This is a genomic window from Agromyces sp. NPDC058484, from assembly GCF_042720415.1.
GTDB lineage: Bacteria > Actinomycetota > Actinomycetes > Actinomycetales > Microbacteriaceae > Agromyces.
Genome location: NZ_JBHXMP010000006.1, coordinates 70288 through 87517, shown reverse-complemented (window position 1 = coordinate 87517; position 17230 = coordinate 70288). Strand labels below are relative to the sequence as shown.

General features: G+C 69.3%; 17 protein-coding genes and 1 pseudogene. 11 read left to right on the top strand and 7 right to left on the bottom strand.

Annotated features, from left to right (window positions below):
- Window positions 1-28 precede the first annotated feature (28 nt).
- Window positions 29-1093: an ATP-binding cassette domain-containing protein gene (locus tag ACFWN7_RS06875; RefSeq protein WP_376938016.1), complete on the top strand. Its 1065-nt coding sequence runs from the start codon at window positions 29-31 to the stop codon at window positions 1091-1093.
- Window positions 1090-1938 (top strand): ABC transporter permease, encoded by an 849-nt coding sequence (locus tag ACFWN7_RS06870; RefSeq protein WP_376938015.1) that lies wholly within the window; start codon window positions 1090-1092, stop codon window positions 1936-1938. Before ACFWN7_RS06875 ends, ACFWN7_RS06870 begins: the two co-directional genes overlap by 4 nt.
- A gap of 21 nt (window positions 1939-1959) precedes the next feature.
- On the opposite strand, the gene ACFWN7_RS06865 is transcribed toward ACFWN7_RS06870, so the two are convergent.
- The 4 genes from ACFWN7_RS06865 to kynA form a co-directional block, all read right to left on the bottom strand.
- Window positions 1960-2355, bottom strand: coding sequence for a hypothetical protein (locus tag ACFWN7_RS06865; RefSeq protein ID WP_376938014.1), 396 nt, complete (start codon window positions 2353-2355; stop codon window positions 1960-1962).
- Window positions 2356-2485: 130 nt separating this feature from the next.
- A complete protein-coding gene (locus ACFWN7_RS06860; RefSeq protein WP_376938112.1) occupies window positions 2486-3709 on the bottom strand; it encodes a kynureninase in 1224 nt (407 codons plus the stop codon).
- A 32-nt stretch (window positions 3710-3741) separates the two neighbouring features.
- Window positions 3742-4773, bottom strand: coding sequence for a hypothetical protein (locus ACFWN7_RS06855; RefSeq protein WP_376938013.1), 1032 nt, complete (start codon window positions 4771-4773; stop codon window positions 3742-3744).
- 3 nt (window positions 4774-4776) lie between these two features.
- The gene (gene kynA, locus ACFWN7_RS06850; RefSeq protein ID WP_376938012.1) at window positions 4777-5655 is read right to left on the bottom strand and encodes a tryptophan 2,3-dioxygenase; all 879 of its coding nucleotides are present in this window, start codon (window positions 5653-5655) and stop codon (window positions 4777-4779) included.
- 124 nt (window positions 5656-5779) lie between these two features.
- Here kynA and ACFWN7_RS06845 point away from each other — a divergent pair, with 124 nt between their 5' ends.
- The gene (locus ACFWN7_RS06845; RefSeq protein ID WP_376938011.1) at window positions 5780-6748 is read left to right on the top strand and encodes an acetylxylan esterase; all 969 of its coding nucleotides are present in this window, start codon (window positions 5780-5782) and stop codon (window positions 6746-6748) included.
- Window positions 6749-6750: 2 nt separating this feature from the next.
- Here the strand turns inward: ACFWN7_RS06845 and ACFWN7_RS06840 are convergent, their stop codons facing one another.
- The 3 genes from ACFWN7_RS06840 to ACFWN7_RS06830 form a co-directional block, all read right to left on the bottom strand.
- Window positions 6751-7491: a FadR/GntR family transcriptional regulator gene (locus ACFWN7_RS06840; protein ID WP_376938010.1), complete on the bottom strand. Its 741-nt coding sequence runs from the start codon at window positions 7489-7491 to the stop codon at window positions 6751-6753.
- Window positions 7492-7944: 453 nt separating this feature from the next.
- Window positions 7945-8205: a Txe/YoeB family addiction module toxin gene (locus tag ACFWN7_RS06835; RefSeq protein ID WP_376938009.1), complete on the bottom strand. Its 261-nt coding sequence runs from the start codon at window positions 8203-8205 to the stop codon at window positions 7945-7947.
- On the bottom strand, window positions 8202-8453 hold the full coding sequence (locus ACFWN7_RS06830; RefSeq protein ID WP_376938008.1) for a type II toxin-antitoxin system Phd/YefM family antitoxin: 252 nt from the start codon (window positions 8451-8453) through the stop codon (window positions 8202-8204). The genes ACFWN7_RS06835 and ACFWN7_RS06830 overlap by 4 nt, the downstream gene beginning before the upstream one ends.
- A gap of 45 nt (window positions 8454-8498) precedes the next feature.
- Here ACFWN7_RS06830 and ACFWN7_RS06825 point away from each other — a divergent pair.
- The 8 genes and pseudogenes from ACFWN7_RS06825 to ACFWN7_RS06790 form a co-directional block, all read left to right on the top strand.
- Window positions 8499-8755, top strand: a pseudogene (locus ACFWN7_RS06825) (recombinase family protein); the annotation flags it as partial.
- A gap of 152 nt (window positions 8756-8907) precedes the next feature.
- A complete protein-coding gene (locus ACFWN7_RS06820) occupies window positions 8908-10500 on the top strand; it encodes an ABC transporter substrate-binding protein (protein WP_376938007.1) in 1593 nt (530 codons plus the stop codon).
- Window positions 10501-10589: 89 nt separating this feature from the next.
- Complete coding sequence (locus tag ACFWN7_RS06815; protein WP_376938006.1) at window positions 10590-11546, top strand: ABC transporter permease; 957 nt, start codon at window positions 10590-10592, stop codon at window positions 11544-11546.
- Window position 11547: 1 nt separating this feature from the next.
- Window positions 11548-13656 carry a dipeptide/oligopeptide/nickel ABC transporter permease/ATP-binding protein gene (locus ACFWN7_RS06810; RefSeq protein WP_376938005.1) on the top strand — a complete coding sequence of 703 codons (2109 nt, stop codon included), beginning with the start codon at window positions 11548-11550 and terminating at the stop codon, window positions 13654-13656.
- Window positions 13653-14459, top strand: coding sequence for an ABC transporter ATP-binding protein (locus ACFWN7_RS06805; RefSeq protein WP_376938004.1), 807 nt, complete (start codon window positions 13653-13655; stop codon window positions 14457-14459). Before ACFWN7_RS06810 ends, ACFWN7_RS06805 begins: the two co-directional genes overlap by 4 nt.
- Before the next feature lie 59 nt (window positions 14460-14518).
- The gene (locus ACFWN7_RS06800; RefSeq protein ID WP_376938003.1) at window positions 14519-15475 is read left to right on the top strand and encodes a dihydrodipicolinate synthase family protein; all 957 of its coding nucleotides are present in this window, start codon (window positions 14519-14521) and stop codon (window positions 15473-15475) included.
- Entirely contained in the window at window positions 15475-16425 is a 951-nt protein-coding gene (locus ACFWN7_RS06795; RefSeq protein ID WP_376938002.1) for an ROK family protein, read from the top strand. Before ACFWN7_RS06800 ends, ACFWN7_RS06795 begins: the two co-directional genes overlap by 1 nt.
- Window positions 16422-17117, top strand: coding sequence for an N-acetylmannosamine-6-phosphate 2-epimerase (locus tag ACFWN7_RS06790; RefSeq protein WP_376938001.1), 696 nt, complete (start codon window positions 16422-16424; stop codon window positions 17115-17117). Before ACFWN7_RS06795 ends, ACFWN7_RS06790 begins: the two co-directional genes overlap by 4 nt.
- Window positions 17118-17230 lie beyond the last annotated feature (113 nt).

Genomic DNA, 17230 nt, shown 5'->3' with positions numbered 1-17230 from the left:
GTCAGTGGCCGGGTCTACCGTCGAGCACATGGCGTTCATCGAGGCTCGCGGGCTCGTCAAGCGGTACTTCGTCAGAAAGGCGCCGCCGGTGCACGCGCTCGACGGCGTCGACCTGTCGGTCGAGCAGGGCACCGTGCGGGCGCTCCTCGGCCCGAACGGTGCGGGCAAGACCACCGCCGTGAAGGTCTTCACCACGCTGCTGGTGCCCGACGAGGGCACCGCGACCATCGGCGGCATCGACGTGCTGCGCCACGGCGACGAGGTGCGCCCGATCATCGGCGTCTCCGGCCAGTACGCCGCCGTCGACGAAGATCTCACCGGGTTCGAGAATCTCGACATGGTCGGCCGCCTCTACCACTTCCCGGCGAGTGAGTCCCGCCGCCGAGCGCATGAGCTCATCGACGCGTTCGAACTCACTGAGGCGCAGAACCGACCGGTGAAGGGCTTCTCGGGCGGGATGCGACGCCGAATCGACCTCGCGGGCGCGATCTTCTCCAAGCCCCAGGTGCTCTTCCTCGATGAGCCCACGACCGGTCTCGATCCGCGCAGCCGCATGGGGATGTGGGAGATCATCCAGTCGCTCGTCAGCGAGGGGACCACCGTGTTCCTCACCACCCAGTACCTCGAGGAGGCCGATCGGCTCGCCGATGCGATCTCCGTCATCGACGGTGGCCGCGTCATCGCCGAGGGCACCGCCGACGAACTGAAGGCGCAAGTCGGCGGCCAGCAGATCGAGCTCACCGTCGTCGACCCCGGCGATGCCGAGCTGGTGCTTCGCGTGCTCGCCCGCCATGGGGCATCCGAGCCGCGTGTCTCCGACGACGGGCGCACGTTCACGGTCGGCGTCGCGGAGGGCCCGCTTGCCCTCGAATCGACGCTGAGGGAGCTCAACGCCGCCGGGGTGCGCATGCACGATGTGGGCATGCGGCGGCCCACGCTCGACGACGTGTTCCTGAAGCTCACCGGCCATATGGCCGAGACGGATGCCGAGGCCGACGAGCCGCCTCGTGACCGAGCGGGGGCGGATGGGGCGCCCCGCCACCGCGCCACGGCCGACGAACCGGCCCGCGACCGAGCGGGGGCGGGCTCATGACGACGATCGCGCGACCCGCGGCATCCGTGCTCCGACGTCCGACCGGGCTGGGCAGCTGGTTCAGCGACGGCTGGGCGGCGACGAAACGCAACCTCATCAAGATCAAGCGCGTGCCCGATGTGCTCGTGTTCACGACGCTGCAGCCGATCATGTTCGTGCTGCTGTTCACCTACGTGTACGAGGGCGTCATCGACCTTCCGGGCATCAGCTATACCGAGTTCATCATGGCGGGCATCTTCGCGCAGACGATCCTCTTCGGGTCCACGTGGTCGGGCTCCGCGATGGCGCAAGACCTGAAGAACGGCATCATCGACCGCTTCCGCACCCTGCCGATGAACCGCTCGGCCGTGCTCGTCGGCCGAACCAACGGCGACCTCGTGATCAACTCCCTGTCGATGGTGGTGATGATCGCCGCGGGGCTCATCGTGGGCTGGCGCATCACGACGAGCGTCTGGGAGGGGCTCGCCGGCATCGCGCTGCTGCTGCTCTTCGGCTACTCGTTCTCGTGGGTGATGGCATTCGTCGGCATGAGCGTGCGCAGCCCCGAGGTCATCAACAACGCGTCGTTCATCATCCTTTTCCCGCTGACGTTCATTTCGAACGTGTTCGTGCCGTCAGAGACCCTGCCGGGCCCGCTGCAGACCTTCGCTGAATTCAACCCGGTCTCGGCGCTCGTGATGGCGGCGCGCGAACTCTTCGGCAACGTGCCGCCCGGTTACCCCGAACCCGACGTGTGGACGCTGCAGAACCCCATCGCCACCTCGCTCATCGGCATGGCCCTGATGCTGCTCATCTTCGTGCCGCTGTCCATCCGCAAGTTCGGCCGGGTGTCGACCAGGTCGTGAGCGGCCGCTGCCCGAGCGTCCTCAGCGCCGGAACATTCCCTTCAGGATGGCGGTCACGCCGATGAGGGCGGCGGCGCCGACGGCGATGACGAGCGCGGGATTCTCGCGATACTTCGCCTTCACGAACGAGACGCCGTCGTCGGCGGCCTCCTTGGCGTTCGCGAAGGTCTCCTTCGCCTGCGCGGTGAACGCCTCGGCGGCGTCGGATGCCGCAGTGCGCACGTCCTCGGCGACGTCGGATGCTGCGTTCCGCACGTCCTCGGCGGCGTTGGTTGCCGCGGTGCGCACGTTCTCGGCGGCACCCGTTGTGGCGGTCCGCACATCCTCGGCGGCGTCCCCGGTCGCCCCGGCTGCGCGGCCGGCCGACTCGCGCGCAGCATCCGTCGGGTCGGCGGTGTAGCCATTGGTGCTGGTCATGATGTCCACCCTCTCGTCGTGCGATCCGGTCATGGTACGCGCGACGACTCGAACGCCGCCGAGAGGGCGGCCGGGGTTGCCACGCGCCGATCCGGCTGCTACGACGGGCCCGCGGCGGCGCAGCCCGCGGCTACGCCAGGCCGGCGCGTTCGGTGAGCACGGTCCTCAGCGTGTCACGGGTCGCCGCCAGGCCGCGGTGCACCTCTTCGAAACTCGTCGACAGCGGCGAGAGCCCGATGCGCAGGCCCCCGGGGTCGCGGTAGTCGGGGATCACGTCGCGTTGCCAGAGTCGCGCCGTGACCTCGCGCATCGCGGGGTGCTGGAACGTCACGTGGCCGCCGCGCTCGTCGGGGTCGGCGGGCGACGCGAGGGTGACACCGAGCGGCGCGAGCCACGCCTCGGCCACCGTGATCGCGAACGACGTCAGCGCGACCGACTTCGCCCGGATCGCGAGGATCCCGGCCTCCTCGATCATCGCGAGCGTCTCCTCCATCGCGAGCATGCCGACGATCGGCGGGGTGCCGCTGATGAAGCGACGGATGCCGCGGGCCGGCGTGTACTCGGGACCCATCGCGAAGACGTCCGCGGTGCCCATCCAGCCCTGGATCGGCTGGGCGAGCACGTCCTGCAGGTCGTCGCGCACGTACGCGAACGCGGGGGAGCCCGGACCGCCGTTCAGGTACTTGTAGGTGCATCCGACCGCGAGGTCGAAGCCCCAGACGTCGGCCTTCACGGGCACGGATCCGGCGGAGTGGCAGAGATCCCACAGGATGAGGGCGCCGGCGTCGTGCGCGATCCGGGTGAGCTCGCGCGCGTCGGCGACGTAGGCCGAGCGGTAGGCGACGTGGCTGATGACGACGAGCGCGGTCTCGGGGCCGGCCACCCGGGCGAGCTGCTCGGGCGTCACACCCGACGATGTGTCGACGTCGATCCAGCGCAGCCGCATGCCGCGTTCCCGGGCGATGCCCTCGAGCACGTACCGGTCGGTCGGGAAGTTGTCGGCGTCGACGACGATCTCGCGGCGGTCGGGGTCGCGCGCGAGTTGCGCGTCGACCGCGGCGCGGGCGAGCTTGTAGAGGAGCACCGTGGTCGAGTCGCCGATCACGGTCTGGCCCGCCTTCGCCTCGATGACGGCGCGCCCGATGCGGTCGCCGATCTCGAACGGGAGCTGCATCCACGCCTCATCCCACCCGCGGATGAGCCGCCCGCCCCAGTCGTCGCGCAGGAAGCGCTCCATTCGTTCGATCGCCGACACCGGCGGCCGGCCGAGCGAGTTGCCGTCGAAGTACACGAGGTCGGTGCCGGAACCCGCGAACCGCTTCCGGTAGTGCGCGAGGCCGTCGGCGCGATCCATCCGCCGGGCGAACGCGAGATGCGGGTCGAGCGTCACAGCTCCTCCAGGTCTTCGGCGGGCACGATGCAGGCGCCGGCGAGCCATGCCGGCAACTCGTCGAGGACTGCGGGGGCCGTGCCCGGCACGAACGTCGCGATGCCGTCGGCGCGCGCCCGTCGCGGCCACGGGTCGGTGATCGCGGTCAGCAGGTCGGATGCCGCGAGCCCCGCCACCGCGAGCGCGGCGACCTCCTCGGGGTTCACGCCGAGGGGCTGGTCGCCGTTGCCGAGATCGGTGCCGTAGAGCACGCGACCGCCGGCCGCGTGGAACCTGCCGAGGTTGTCGATCGCGCGATCCCGATCGGGCGAGGGTGCGCCGTAGCTCGTCACGAAGAGCGTGGAGATCCAGCGCTGGCCGGCCGCGACGGCGCGAGCGATGAGCGCATCGTCGACGTGCTCCGTGAACGGCGTGTGCGCGAGCACATCGACCCCGGCATCGATGGCGAGCCGGGTCATCCCGTCGCCCTCGACATGTGCGACGACGGGAAGGCCGCGTTCGTGGGCGGCCGTGACGATCGCGTCGAGCGTGCGGCGGTCGAACACGGGCCCGACGTCGGCGTTCAGGGCGACCTTGATGACGGATGCCCCGAACGCCTGCTGCTCGTTGACGGCGGTCACGACGGCATCGGGCAGGGATGAGCGCATGTCGGCCGCGATCGCGCCGAGCTCCCGCACGGAGTGGTCGGGCGCCCATGGGCGGCCGACGGGATAGCCACCCGGAGCAGTGAGGAACGTGCCCGCGAAGTCGACCTCGGGCAGGCCGTCGCGCTGTCGTCTCGCGGCGACCAGGTCGAGCGGCGCACCGAGGTCGACGACGCCCGCGATCGCCGTGTCGGTGAGTGCATCGGCGCCGACGAGCATGAGATGCACGTGATGGTCGACGAGCGGCGGCAGCGCGGTGCCGATCTCGCCGGGGTGCTCGCCGTTCAGCGACCGGCGCACGGGCCGGGCGAGCGGTCCGAGGTCGAGCGGTGCGGCGTCGGCGGCGAGCGACTCGAACGGGTCGGGTTCAGCGGCGTGCGGCATCCGTCACCCCGGGATCTCGGTGCGCACGGCGTAGAGCTCGGGGAAGAACGTGAGGTCGAGCGCACGCTTCAGGAAGGGCGCGCCGCTCGACCCGCCCGTGCCGGTCTTCGAGCCGATGATGCGCTCGACGGTCTTCAGGTGGCGGAATCGCCACAGCTGGAAGTTGTCCTCGAGGTCGACGAGTTCCTCGCACGTCTCGTAGGCGGCCCAGTTCTCGGAGGTGTCGGCGTAGATCGAGGCGAAGACGGGCACGAGTTCGGGCTGGAACGTCCACGCCTTGGTCACGTCGCGTTCGAGCACGCTCACCGGGATCGGGTAGCCGGAACGCGCCAGCAGGCGCAGGAACTCGTCGTAGAGGCTCGGCGCCTCGAGCGCCTCGGTGAGCACAGCGGTCGCCGTGGCATCCGCTTCGAAGACCGGCAGCATCTTGGCGTTCTTGTTGCCGAGCACGAACTCGACGGCTCGGTACTGGAACGACTGGAACCCGCTGGCGTTGCCGAGCACGCCGCGGAACTGCGCGTACTCGGTGGGCGTGAGCGTGGCGAGCACCGACCACTGCTCCGTGAGCGTCTTCTGGATGTGCTTCACGCGCGCGACGCACTTGAGGGCCGGGGCGAGCTCGTCGGCGCGCAGCAGGTCGCGGGCCGTCTCGAGCTCGTGCAGCACGAGCTTCAGCCACAGCTCGGTGGTCTGGTGCTGCACGATGAACAGCAGCTCGTCGTGGTGCTCGGGCCGGCTCAGCGGGCGCTGGGCGGAGAGCAGGGTGGGCAGGTCGAGGTAGCCGCCGTAGCTCATGCGATCGCTGAAATCGGTGACGACGGATGCCTCGATGCGGCGCGTGTTGCCTGCGACGGGTCGCTCGTGCTCAGCTCGTTCTGCCACCCGCCCAGCCTAGTCGCGAGGCGTGGTGTGCGCGCCGGCTCCCGGCGCCGGCGCTCCGTGCAACATCGGACGTCAGATGTCTACCCGAGTTGTGTTAGCTTGGCGCCGAGAGAGAGGGCCACTCATGTACATCGACCTTCCCGAAGCCGAGCTGCGCGAGTATCGGGGCAGCGGCCGTGAGCCCGCCGACTTCGACGAGTTCTGGTCGTCGACGCTCGAGGAGGCCCGACGCCATCCCGTCGCGGTGACGGCCGAGCGGGTCTCGACGCCGCTCGCGACCGTCGACGTCTACGACGTGTCGTTCGCCGGGTTCGGCGGCCAGCGCGTGCGGGCGTGGCTCCGCGTGCCGGCCGGCGCCGACCGGCGCCTGCCTACCGTGGTGCAGTTCCACGGCTACGGTCGCGGGCGCGGCGATGCGATCGAGAACCTGCTCTGGGCCTCGGCGGGGTACGCCCATCTCGAACTCGACACCCGCGGGCAGGCGTGGAGCGGCTCGCGCGGCGCCACCGCCGATGAGGCCGGCTCCGGACCGCAGGTGCCGGGCTTCCTGACCCGGGGCATCGAGCAGCGCGAGACCTTCTACTTCCGCCGCCTGATCACTGACGCGGTGCGCTTGACGGATGCCGCACGCGACCTGCCGCTCGTCGATGCCGACCGCCTGGCCGTCACCGGCATCAGCCAGGGCGGCGGCCTCTCGCTCGCGGTGGCGGGACTCGTGCCCGGGCTCGCCGCGGTGATCGCGCGGGTGCCGTTCCTCTGCGACTTCCCGCGCGCGACGGTGATCACCGATGCGCGACCGTATCGCGAGATCGCCGACTACCTCTCCTGGTACCGGGATCGCACCGACCAGGTGCTCGACACGCTCTCCTACTTCGACGGCGTGAACTTCGCGCGACGCGCGACCGCACCCCTGTGGATCACCGCCGCGCTGATGGACGCCGTGTGTCCGCCGTCGACGGTGTTCGCTGTCTACAACCGATACACCGGCCCGAAGCAGATCACCGTGTGGCAGTACAACGGGCACGAGGGCGGCGGCGTCGACGACGACCTGCTCTCGCTGGAGGCGCTCACCGGGGTGCTCGGGCGGAGCTGACGTCAGCGGGGCGACGGGCTCGCCTTCTCGAGGGCACGTCGCAGCGGCAGGTAGTGCTCGACGACGGCCTCGCGGTACCGTTCGACGTCGCCGGCGACGGCGGCGTCGAGCATCGCGCCGTGGGCGCGGGCAGTGTCGGCGATATCGGCGGCCGGCGCCAGCCCGAGCATCGGGTAGACGACGGTGTTGACCTCCCAGAACGCCGCGACGAGCTGGCCGACGAGCGCGTTGTCGAGGTATCCGAGCAGGCGGGTGTGGAACGCCAGGTCGTCCTCGGCGAAGGCCTCGCCGCGTGCGCCCTTCTCGGCCATGGCCGCGACGAGTCTCTCGAGCTCCGAATCGCGGACGCCCGCGAGCACCGTCGTGACCTGCGCCGCCACCGCGAGATCGAGGGCCTCGCGGACCTCGACCACCTCGCGCAGCGCGGCGACGCTGTCGTCCTGGTCGACGACCCCTCGGAAGACGAGACCTTCGACGAGGGGGGCGAGGGAGAGCTGCCCCACATAGGTGCCGTGGCCGTGGCGGACTTCGACGATGTCGAGCGCCGCCAGCATCCGCATGGCCTCGCGCACGCTCGAGCGGCTCACCTCGAGTCGGGCGCAGATCTCGGCTTCGGTGGGCATCAGGTCGCCGGGGCGCAGGCCCTCGGCGAGGATCAGCGCCTTGATCTGATCGGTCACCGACTCCCGCTTGCGGGGGGCTGCGGAGAAGACCTTGGTCACGGTCTGGTCGCGTATCGTCATGCCCGGCTCGACCTTTCACTTGCTTCGTGGACTCTCAGTGTACTCAAATAGGACGTCTGATGTCCGATATCTGGCAGAATTCATCCGTTGGACGTTCAGTTCGCGGCTGTTGCGTCAGCTCGTGGGTGTGAATGTCGGCGGTAGATGGCGGCGCTTTCACGACGTTGAATGTCGCACCGGGAGATGAACGTGCTCAGGCGATGTCGATGTATCCGCGCCGGACCGGGTAGACGACGCCGGCGTCGATGAGGCGCCGCCGGTAGACCCCATGTACTTTCGGCAGGTCCCGAAGGGACGGCTCGTGGATGTTCCTTCCCATCGTCCGTCTCGCCTTCCGGAACGCGGTCTGCACGTCCTCGAGGTCGATCTCGTCCCGTTCCGGGTGCGCCTTCCACGCCAGGTCACCGATCAGCTGTACAAGGAACGGGCACCTCTACGCCGCGAATTCTGCTGTCAGTAGTGTTCGCGGGCCTGGAGGATGACGATGTGGTCGTCGGCGACGTAGTAGACGAGCCGGTTGACCTCATCGATACGTCGCGACCACGCTCCGGTGAGCACGTGTTTGAGCGGTTCGGGCTTGCCGATGCCGGCGAACGGGTCGCGCAGCGCGTCGCTGATGAGCAGGTTGATTCGCTTCAGTGTCCTGCGGTCTTGCGTCTGCCAGTAGACGTAGTCCTCCCACCCGCTCGGGTCGAAGGCGAGCGCTCGCTTCACGCTTCGATGAGATCATGCTGCTCGAACTCGCCGCGTCGCGCACGCTCGATCGCCTCGAGCAGCCGCTCGGCGTTCGCCGGGTTGCGCAGCAGGTGGGCGGTCTCGGTGATCGCGTCGTAGTCGTCCTTGGACATGAGGACCGCGTTGCCGTGCCGGGACACGACTTCGACAGCGGTGTGATCCTCGTTGACCTGTTGAATCAGTCCGAACAGCGTCTTGCGCGCTTCGGTCGCCGTGATGGCCGACATGATCCCTCCAAATCGAGTAGTACTCGATAGTGTACCACTCAGGACGGCAACACACTCGTGGTCACGAAGCTCGACCGGCTCGCACGCTCACTGCCCGACGCGAGAGACATCGCCGACGAACTCACCCGCAAAGGAGTGGCCCTCAATGTCGGCGGAAGGTCCATCGCGCCGGCAAACACACCACCGAAATCGCCGAACTCTTCGGGGTCGCCCGCTCCACCGTCTACCGGGCCATCCAACGCGCCGATGACCCCGCCATATGGCGATCACAGGAAGCCGCCATTCAGCGGCGAAAGTCATAGCTCGTGGGGTCCGCTCGCGCACCGCTCGTCTCGTTTCGGGTTCGATTCGAAACTGCCTGTTGTGGAAATGTTCAATCTATGTTTATAGTACGTCAGACGTCTGATGTCCCCCGTCGGGCGTCTCCCCCAAAACACCATTGGATGGAGCAATCATGATCCGAACCACCAGGCGCGGGCGGGCGAAGTGGGCCGCAGCACTGGCCGGCACCGTCGCCGTGTCCGCCGTACTCGCCGGCTGCACGCCGGCGGCCAACCAGACCGAGGCCACGGCGCCCGCCGCCGAGGTCGACCCGGATGCCACGATCGAGGCCGGCATCTCCTACTCGCTCGGCGGCAGCTTCGACCCGATGCTCGCGTCGGGTGCGGTGACGCTCGCGGCGAACTGGCACATCTTCGAGGGCCTGGTCGACCTCGACCCGGTCACGCGTGAGCCGTACGCCGCGCTGGCCGCCGACATGCCGACCGAGGTCGACGACACCACCTACGAGATCGACCTCCGCGAAGGCGCGACGTTCCAGAACGGCGACCCCGTCACCACCGACGATGTCGTCTTCAGCTACGAGCGGGTGATGAACCCCGACACCGGTGGCTTCTTCGCCAGCTTCGTCGACTTCATCGACACGGTCGAGGCCGTCGACGACGACACCGTGCGCATCACGACCGAGTACCCGTTCTCGCTGTTCAATGAGCGCCTCGGCGTCGTGAAGATCGTGCCGAAGGCGCTCGTCGAGGCAGACGCAGAGGCGTTCGGCGCCCAGCCGGTCGGCAGCGGACCGTACTCGCTGGTCTCAGCCACCCCGAACGAGGCCGTCGTGTTCGAGCGCTACGACGACTACAACGGCCCCCGTCCGGCTCTTGCCGCCGGCATGAACTGGAACCTGCTGAGCGACCCCGCGGCGCGTGTCACCGCCATGTCGTCGGGCACGGTGCAGGCGATCGAGGACGTCCCCTACATCGACGTCGACGCGCTCGCGTCGACCGTCGACGTCGAGACGGTGCAGTCGTTCGGCCTCCTGTTCATGATGTTCAACACGAAGATGGAGCCGTTCGACGACCCGCGCGTGCGCCAGGCGTTCTTCTACGCACTCGACATGGACAAGATCATCGAGACCGGCATGCTCGGCAACGCCGAGGCGGCGACCTCGTTCCTGCCCGAGTCGCACCCGAGCTACAACGAAGCGTCGACGGTGTACACCTACGACCCCGAGAAGGCGAAGGAACTGCTCGACGAGGCCGGGGTCAAGGACCTGTCGATCACGCTGCTGACCACCGACACCGGCTGGGTTCGCGAGGTCGCGCCGCTGATCAAGGAGTCGCTGGATGCCGCCGGCATCGCCACGACCCTCGACATCGGGCAGTCGCCCGCGCAGTACAAGAAGGTCGACGCCGGCGAGTACCAGGTGATGGTCGCCCCCGGTGACCCGTCGGTCTTCGGAAACGACGCCGACATCCTGATGCGCTGGTGGTACGGCGACAACGTGTGGCCGAACCAGCGCTTCAACTGGGCGGACACCCCGGAGTTCGCCGAGCTCACCGAGCTCCTCGACACCGCGGTGTCCCAGTCCGGCGACGAGCAGCAGGAGACGTGGAACCAGGCCTTCGACCTCATGTCGGAAGAGGTGCCGCTGTACCCGCTGTTCCACCGCAAGCTCCCCACCGCATGGAACAGCGAGGAGCTGGTCGGCTTCGAGCCGATCTCGATGACCGGTCTGTCGTTCCTCGACGTCGGCGTCGCCGCACAGTAGTACCGCGATCGGGGCGGGACCTCGTCCCGCCCCGATCCTCCCTCTTCGCCGCCGCAGAGCGGATACACCCCGAGCCGGAAGGACGGACTGTGGCCAACACACTCCGACTGATCGGGCGCAGACTTCTCCAACTGCCCATCATGATCCTGGGCATCACGTTCCTCGTGTTCTTCGTGATGTCCTTCTCCCAGGTCGATCCCGCCATCACCGCGCTCGGTGAGGGCGCGTCGATCGAGGACCGCGAGCAATACCGCGAAGAGCACGGACTGAACGACCCCCTGCTGGTGCGCTACTTCGCCTTCCTCGCCGGACTCGTCCGCTTCGACCTCGGCACGTACACGTCCAGGCAGCTGCCGGTGATCGACCAGATCGCGACCGCGTTCCCGGTCACGCTCTCGCTGACGTTCCTCGGCCTGATCATCGCCGTCATCGGCGCGACCCTCCTCGGCGTCACCGCCGCGCTCTACCGCGATCGCTGGCCCGACCAGGTGATCCGCGTGTTCTCGGTCGCATCGCTGTCGATGCCGTCGTTCTGGCTCGCCATCCTCCTCATCCAGCTCGTGACCCTGCAGATGGGTGCGCTGCCCGCCTCCGGCCCGCTGCCGCCGTTCAGCGAAGACCCCGCCGGATGGCTCGCCCGCATGACCCTGCCGGCGATCGCGCTCGCCGTGCCCGTGATCGGGCAGCTCTCGCGCGTGGTTCGCACCGCGATGGTCGAGGAGCTCGACCGCGACTACGTGCGCACCGCGATCGGCGCCGGCGTGCCACGGGCCGTGGTCGTCGCTCGCAACGTCTTCCGCAACGCGCTGATCACGCCGGTCACGGTGCTCGGGCTGCGCGTCGGATACCTCATCGGCGGCGCCGTGGTCATCGAGATCATCTTCGCGCTGCCCGGTATGGGCACCCTGATCCTTCAGGGCATCACCAACAACGAACCCAATCTCGTGCAGGGCGTCACACTCACGGTCGCGCTCGCCTTCGTCGTGATCAACATCATCGTCGACCTCCTGTACGTGCTCATCAACCCGCGGATCAGGTCGGTGTGACATGCGACGCAAACTGACAGAACAACTCTCCAACCCCGGACTGCGACTGGGAGCGCTGCGAGGACTCTCGCTCAGCGCGAAGCTCTCGCTCGGCTTCGTCGTGCTGGTCGCGGTGGTCGCCGTGTTCGCGCCCCTGCTCGCGCCCTACGACCCGCTGGCCTCCGGACCGCCCGTGCAGCCGCCGAGCCCGGAGCACTGGTTCGGCACCGACCGTCAGGGCCGGGACATCCTCTCCCGCCTCATGTACGGCGGGCGTTACTCGCTCACCATCGGCATCGGTGCCACCGTCGTCGCACTGCTGGCGGCCGCCGTGTTCGGCACGATCGCCGCGACCGGGCCCAAGTGGCTCTCCGAGACCGTCATGCGCGTCATGGACGTCATCATGTCGTTCCCCGGCATCGCGCTCGCCGCGGTCTTCGTCACCGTGTTCGGGCAATCGCTGCCGGTGCTCGTGCTGACGATCGCGTTCCTCTACACGCCCCAGCTCACCCGCGTCGTGCGCGCGAACGTGCTCGACCAGTACGGCGAGGACTACGTCTCGGCGGTGCGCGTCATGGGCGCCTCCACGACGCGCATCATCACCAAGCACGTCGTGCGCAACTGCCTCGCGCCGGTGCTGGTGTTCGCGACGGTGCTCGTCGCCGACGCGATCGTGCTCGAGGCGTCCCTCTCCTTCCTGCAGGCCGGCGTGCCCGCCCCCGAACCGTCGTGGGGCAACGTGATCGCCGACGGCCGGAACCTCGTGATGGCCGGCTACTGGTGGGCCACGTTCTTCCCGGGCCTCCTGATCCTCCTGACCGTGTTGTGCCTGAACATCCTGTCCGAGGGCATGACCGACGCGATGATCTCTCCCCGTGCGCGCAAGCTCACGGAGGACGCCTCGTCGAAGGAGGAGTCCACCTACGACCTCGAGACCGAGCAGGCATCGCTGTTCGAAGGCGCGTCGGAAGAGGAGATCGCCGCCGGGATCGACGAGCTCGAAGCGATCGGGGCTTCCGCAGTCGATGAGTCGGCCCTCGTCGAGCAGCGAGAGGCCGAGGCATCCGGGCTGCACATCACGACGAAGGTCGTGCCGCTCGACGAGCGTCTCGCCCAGCTCAGGGGACGCGAGCTCGAGCGCCGTGACCGGTTGGTGTACTCCACCGACGGTCCGCCACTGCTCGAGGTGCAGGATCTCTGCATCTCGTTCCCGCGCCATGGCGACGTCGACGTGGTCGACCACGTCAGCTTCACGGTGCGGCCCGGCGAGACCATGGCGCTCGTCGGGGAGTCGGGCTGCGGCAAGTCGATCACGTCGCTCGCGATCATGGGGCTGCTCGACCCTCGTGCGGACATCCGTGGCCGGATCCTGTTCGACGGCGAGGACCTGCTCGAGATGACGGGGGCGGAGCGCAACGCGCTGCGCGGCAACGACATCGCGATGATCTACCAGGACGCGTTGAGCTCGCTCAACCCCGCCATGCTCATCCGCTCGCAGATGAAGCAGCTCACCTCGCGCGGCGGCACCCGCAGCGCCGAGGAACTGCTCGAACTCGTGGGACTCGATCCGAAGCGAACGCTCGCATCGTACCCGCACGAGCTCTCGGGCGGGCAGCGTCAGCGCGTGCTGATCGCCATGGCGCTGACCCGCGACCCGCGGCTGGTGATCGCCGACGAGCCCACGACGGCGCTCGACGTCACCGTGCAGGCGCAGGTGATCGAACTGCTGAACCGGCTCCGCGAGGAGCTCGGCTTCGCCATGGTCTTCGTTTCGCACGACCTCGCGCTCGTCGCGGAGCTCGCGCACCGCATCACCGTGATGTACGCGGGACAGGTCGTGGAGCAGGGCGCCACCAGCGAGTTGCTGACGCAGCCGGTGCACGAGTACACCAGGGGCCTCCTCGGTGCGGTCCTCTCGATCGAGTCCGGATCGGACCGGCTCCACCAGGTGCCCGGGGTCGTCCCCTCGCCGCGCGACTTCCCGGTGGGAGATCGCTTCGCTCCGCGGTCCTCCGATCCTGATCGCAATGCCGGTGTGGTTCCGGTGCGGCGCAGGATAGAGGGAACCGACCACTACTACGCCGGACATCCCGACGATGCCCCGGTCGAACCGATCGGAGCAGAACGATGAGCGAGTCCGTCATCGAACTGAAGGACGTACACGTGCGCTACAAGGCGCGCAGCTCGACCCTCTGGAACCGACAGTACGTGGACGCGCTCGACGGCGTCTCGCTCACCGTGCGTCGCGGCCAGACGCTCGGCATCGTCGGCGAGTCCGGGTCGGGCAAGTCGACCTCCGCGAAGGTGCTGGTCGGGCTGGAGCGTCCGACCTCTGGCCAGGTCAGATTCGGCGGCGAGCCGGTGAAATCGTTCACCGCCTCGGTACGTCGCCGGCTCGGCCGCATCCTCTCGGTCGTGTTCCAGGACCCCGCAACCGCGCTGAACGCGAGGATGACGATCCGAGACGCGCTCCTCGACCCGATGCAGGTGCACCACATCGGCACGCGGGCGCAGCGGGATGCGAAGGTGCGCGACCTGATCGGACTGGTCGGGCTCCCGGCATCCACCCTCGACGCACTCCCCGGCCAGCTCTCCGGCGGCCAGCGTCAGCGTGTGGCGATCGCACGGGCACTCGTGCTCGACCCGCAGGTGATCGTGGCGGACGAGCCGACGTCGGCGCTGGACGTGTCGGTTCGCGCGCAGATCCTGAACCTGCTCACCGACCTGAAGAACGAGCTGGGCCTCGGGATGGTGTTCATCTCGCACGACATCCAGACGGTGCGCTACCTGTCCGACGAGATCGCCGTGATGAACAAAGGCCGCGTGGTCGAGTTCGGCAGCGCCGAGCAGGTGTTCGACGACCCCGCCGACGAGTACACGCGAAGCCTGCTCGGCGCGGCGCCCTCGCTGCTCGAGCCGCATTTCGCGCGCTGAACCCATATCACGCACTGCAGACCAACCGACCGACTCGCAGAACCACGGAGTACCACCTCATGACCACGTCACCGACAACCTCCGCACCCGCACAGTTCACGGGCGTCGTTCCGCCCGTCGCGACGCCGTTCCTGCCCGACGGCTCGCTCGACGTCGCCTCCCTGGAGCGCCTCGTCGACCGGCTCGTCACCGACGGCGTCAACGGACTGTTCGCGCTGGGCTCGACCGGCGAGACGGCCTACCTCACGGAGCAGCAGCGCGTCGAGGTCGTGAAGACCATCGTGCGCGCGAACGCCGGACGGGTTCCGATCATCGCCGGGGCGATCGAGCTGACGGCCGCGCGCGTGGTCGAGTCCGCGCGCCGCCTCACCGCCGAAGGCGTCGACGCGATCGTCGTCACGGCGCCGCTCTACGCGCTGAACTCGCGCGCCGAGACCGCCGAGCACTTCCGCACCATCGCGCGCGGGATCGACGTGCCGCTCTGGGCGTACGACGTCCCCGTGCGCGTGCACTCGAAGCTGCCCGTCGACCTGGTCATCGAGCTGGCCCAGGAGGGTGTCATCGCGGGGATCAAGGACTCCTCCGGCGACGACGTCGGGTTCCGCCGGCTGATCGCCGCCAACGCCGAGGCCGGCCGGCCGCTGCAGGTCTTCACCGGCCACGAGGTCGTCGTCGACGCCATCGCGCTCGCCGGGGCCGACGGGGTCGTGCCGGGACTGGCGAACGTCGATGCCGCCGGCTACGTGCGGCTGTGGGATGCCGCGAGCCGAGGAGACTGGGATGCCGCGCGTACCGAGCAGGAGCGCCTGAACCGCCTGTTCGAGATCGTCTTCCAGTCGACGGGTCGCTCGCCCGACGCCGCCGGGGTCGGCGCGTTCAAGACGGCGATGCAGGCTCGCGGGATCATCGACCACGCGACGATGGCGCACCCGGTCGAGGTGCTCGACGAGCAGACGGTCGACCGGATCCGCGGCATCCTCGACTCGCTCGAGCTCGTCGGCACGCCGACCCCCTGATGGCCGACGTCGTCCTGACGTACGACGTCGGCGGCACGAAGACCGCCGCGGCGCTCGTCGACGCGGATCACACGATCCTCGACACCGTCGTGGCCCCGACGCCCGCCGCCGACGGCCCGGACGCGGTCATCGCGACGATCGTCGACCTCGCCTCGACGCTTCGCGGACGCACCGAGACGGCGCGGATTCGCGCGGTCGGCATCGGCACCGCCGGCGTCGTCGACGTGTCACGCGGCGAGATCATCTCGGCCACCGACACGTTCACCGGCTGGCCGGGAACTCGGCTGGCTGACCGCGTGCGCGACGAACTCGCACGCCTGGGCGTCGGAGCCGTGCCCGTCGACGTGCAGAACGACGTCGACGCGTGCGCGCTGGGCGAGGCGCGCCACGGCGCCGCCCGGGGAGCGTCGAACGTCGTCGTGGTCGCGGTGGGAACCGGGGTCGGCGCCGGCGTCGTCGTGGATGGTCGCGTGATCCGCGGTGCGCGGCACGTCGCCGGCGAGATCGGCCACCTGCCGATCGCCGGGGCAGACCATCTGCGCTGCCCGTGCGGGCGGCCGGGTCACCTCGAGGCGCTCGGTTCGGGGATCGGCATGCATCGGCACTACCTCTCCCTCGGCGGCGACCCGGGTGTGGCGGATGCCCGGGGACTCGCCGCGCGAGCCGCAGCGGGCGATGCGACCGCCGAGCGTGCACTGGAGGAGTCGGCCGCCGCAGTCGGGCGGGCGCTCGCCGGTGTCGCGACGCTCCTGGACCCGGAGTGCATCGTCGTCACCGGCGGGGTGACGGGGATCGGCGAGGCGTGGTGGCTGCCGATGCAGCGCGCGTTCCGCCGCGAGGTGATCGATGTGCTCGCCGGCCTGCCGCTTCGTCGCGGTGAGCTCGGCGGCGAGGCGCAACTGTACGGTGCGGCGGCCGCCGCATGGGACCGAGTGGACGGGGAATCATGAGTATCGACCCAGCCGAGTTCACGGCCCGCATCAGCGGTGGGCTGATCGTCTCGTGCCAGGCGTATCCGGGGGAGGCGATGCGCGACCCGAACACGATGGCGCAGGTCGCGCGTGCGGCGGTGACCGGCGGCGCCGTCGGCATCCGACTGCAGGGCATCGACGACATCCGCGCCGCCGCCGACCTCGACGTTCCGGTGATCGGGCTGTGGAAGGACGGTGCGGACGGCGTGTTCATCACCCCGACGCTCGAGCATGCGCGGGCGGTCGCGGATGCCGGCGCCGAGGTCGTCGCCCTCGATGGAACCCGGAGACCGAGACCCGACGGCCTGACGCTCGCCGAGACCATCGCCGCCCTGCGGGAAACGCACGACGTGCTCGTGATGGCCGACTGCGGATCGCTCGACGACGCCATCGCCGCCGAAGCGGCGGGCGCCGACCTGCTCGGCACCACCCTCGCCGGTTACACCGGCGAGCGCCCGAAGACGCCTGGTCCCGACCTCGAACTCGTCGAGCAGGTCGCCGCGCACTGCACGCGCCCGGTCATCGCGGAGGGCCGCATCCACACGCCGGCGGATGCCGCCGCCGCCGTCGCCGCCGGTGCGACGGCCGTCTGCGTCGGCACCGCGATCACGCATCCGTCGTCGATCACGTCGTGGTTCGTCGCGGCACTCCCGGAGGCCGTCGCCCGGTGATGCGGGGTGGGGGGGGGGGGGGGGGCCGGGAAAAACCCCCCCCCCCCCCCCCCCCCCCCCCCCCCCCCCCAAACACGGCGGGGAAAAAAAAAAAAAGCAGGCCCACGCCCAGC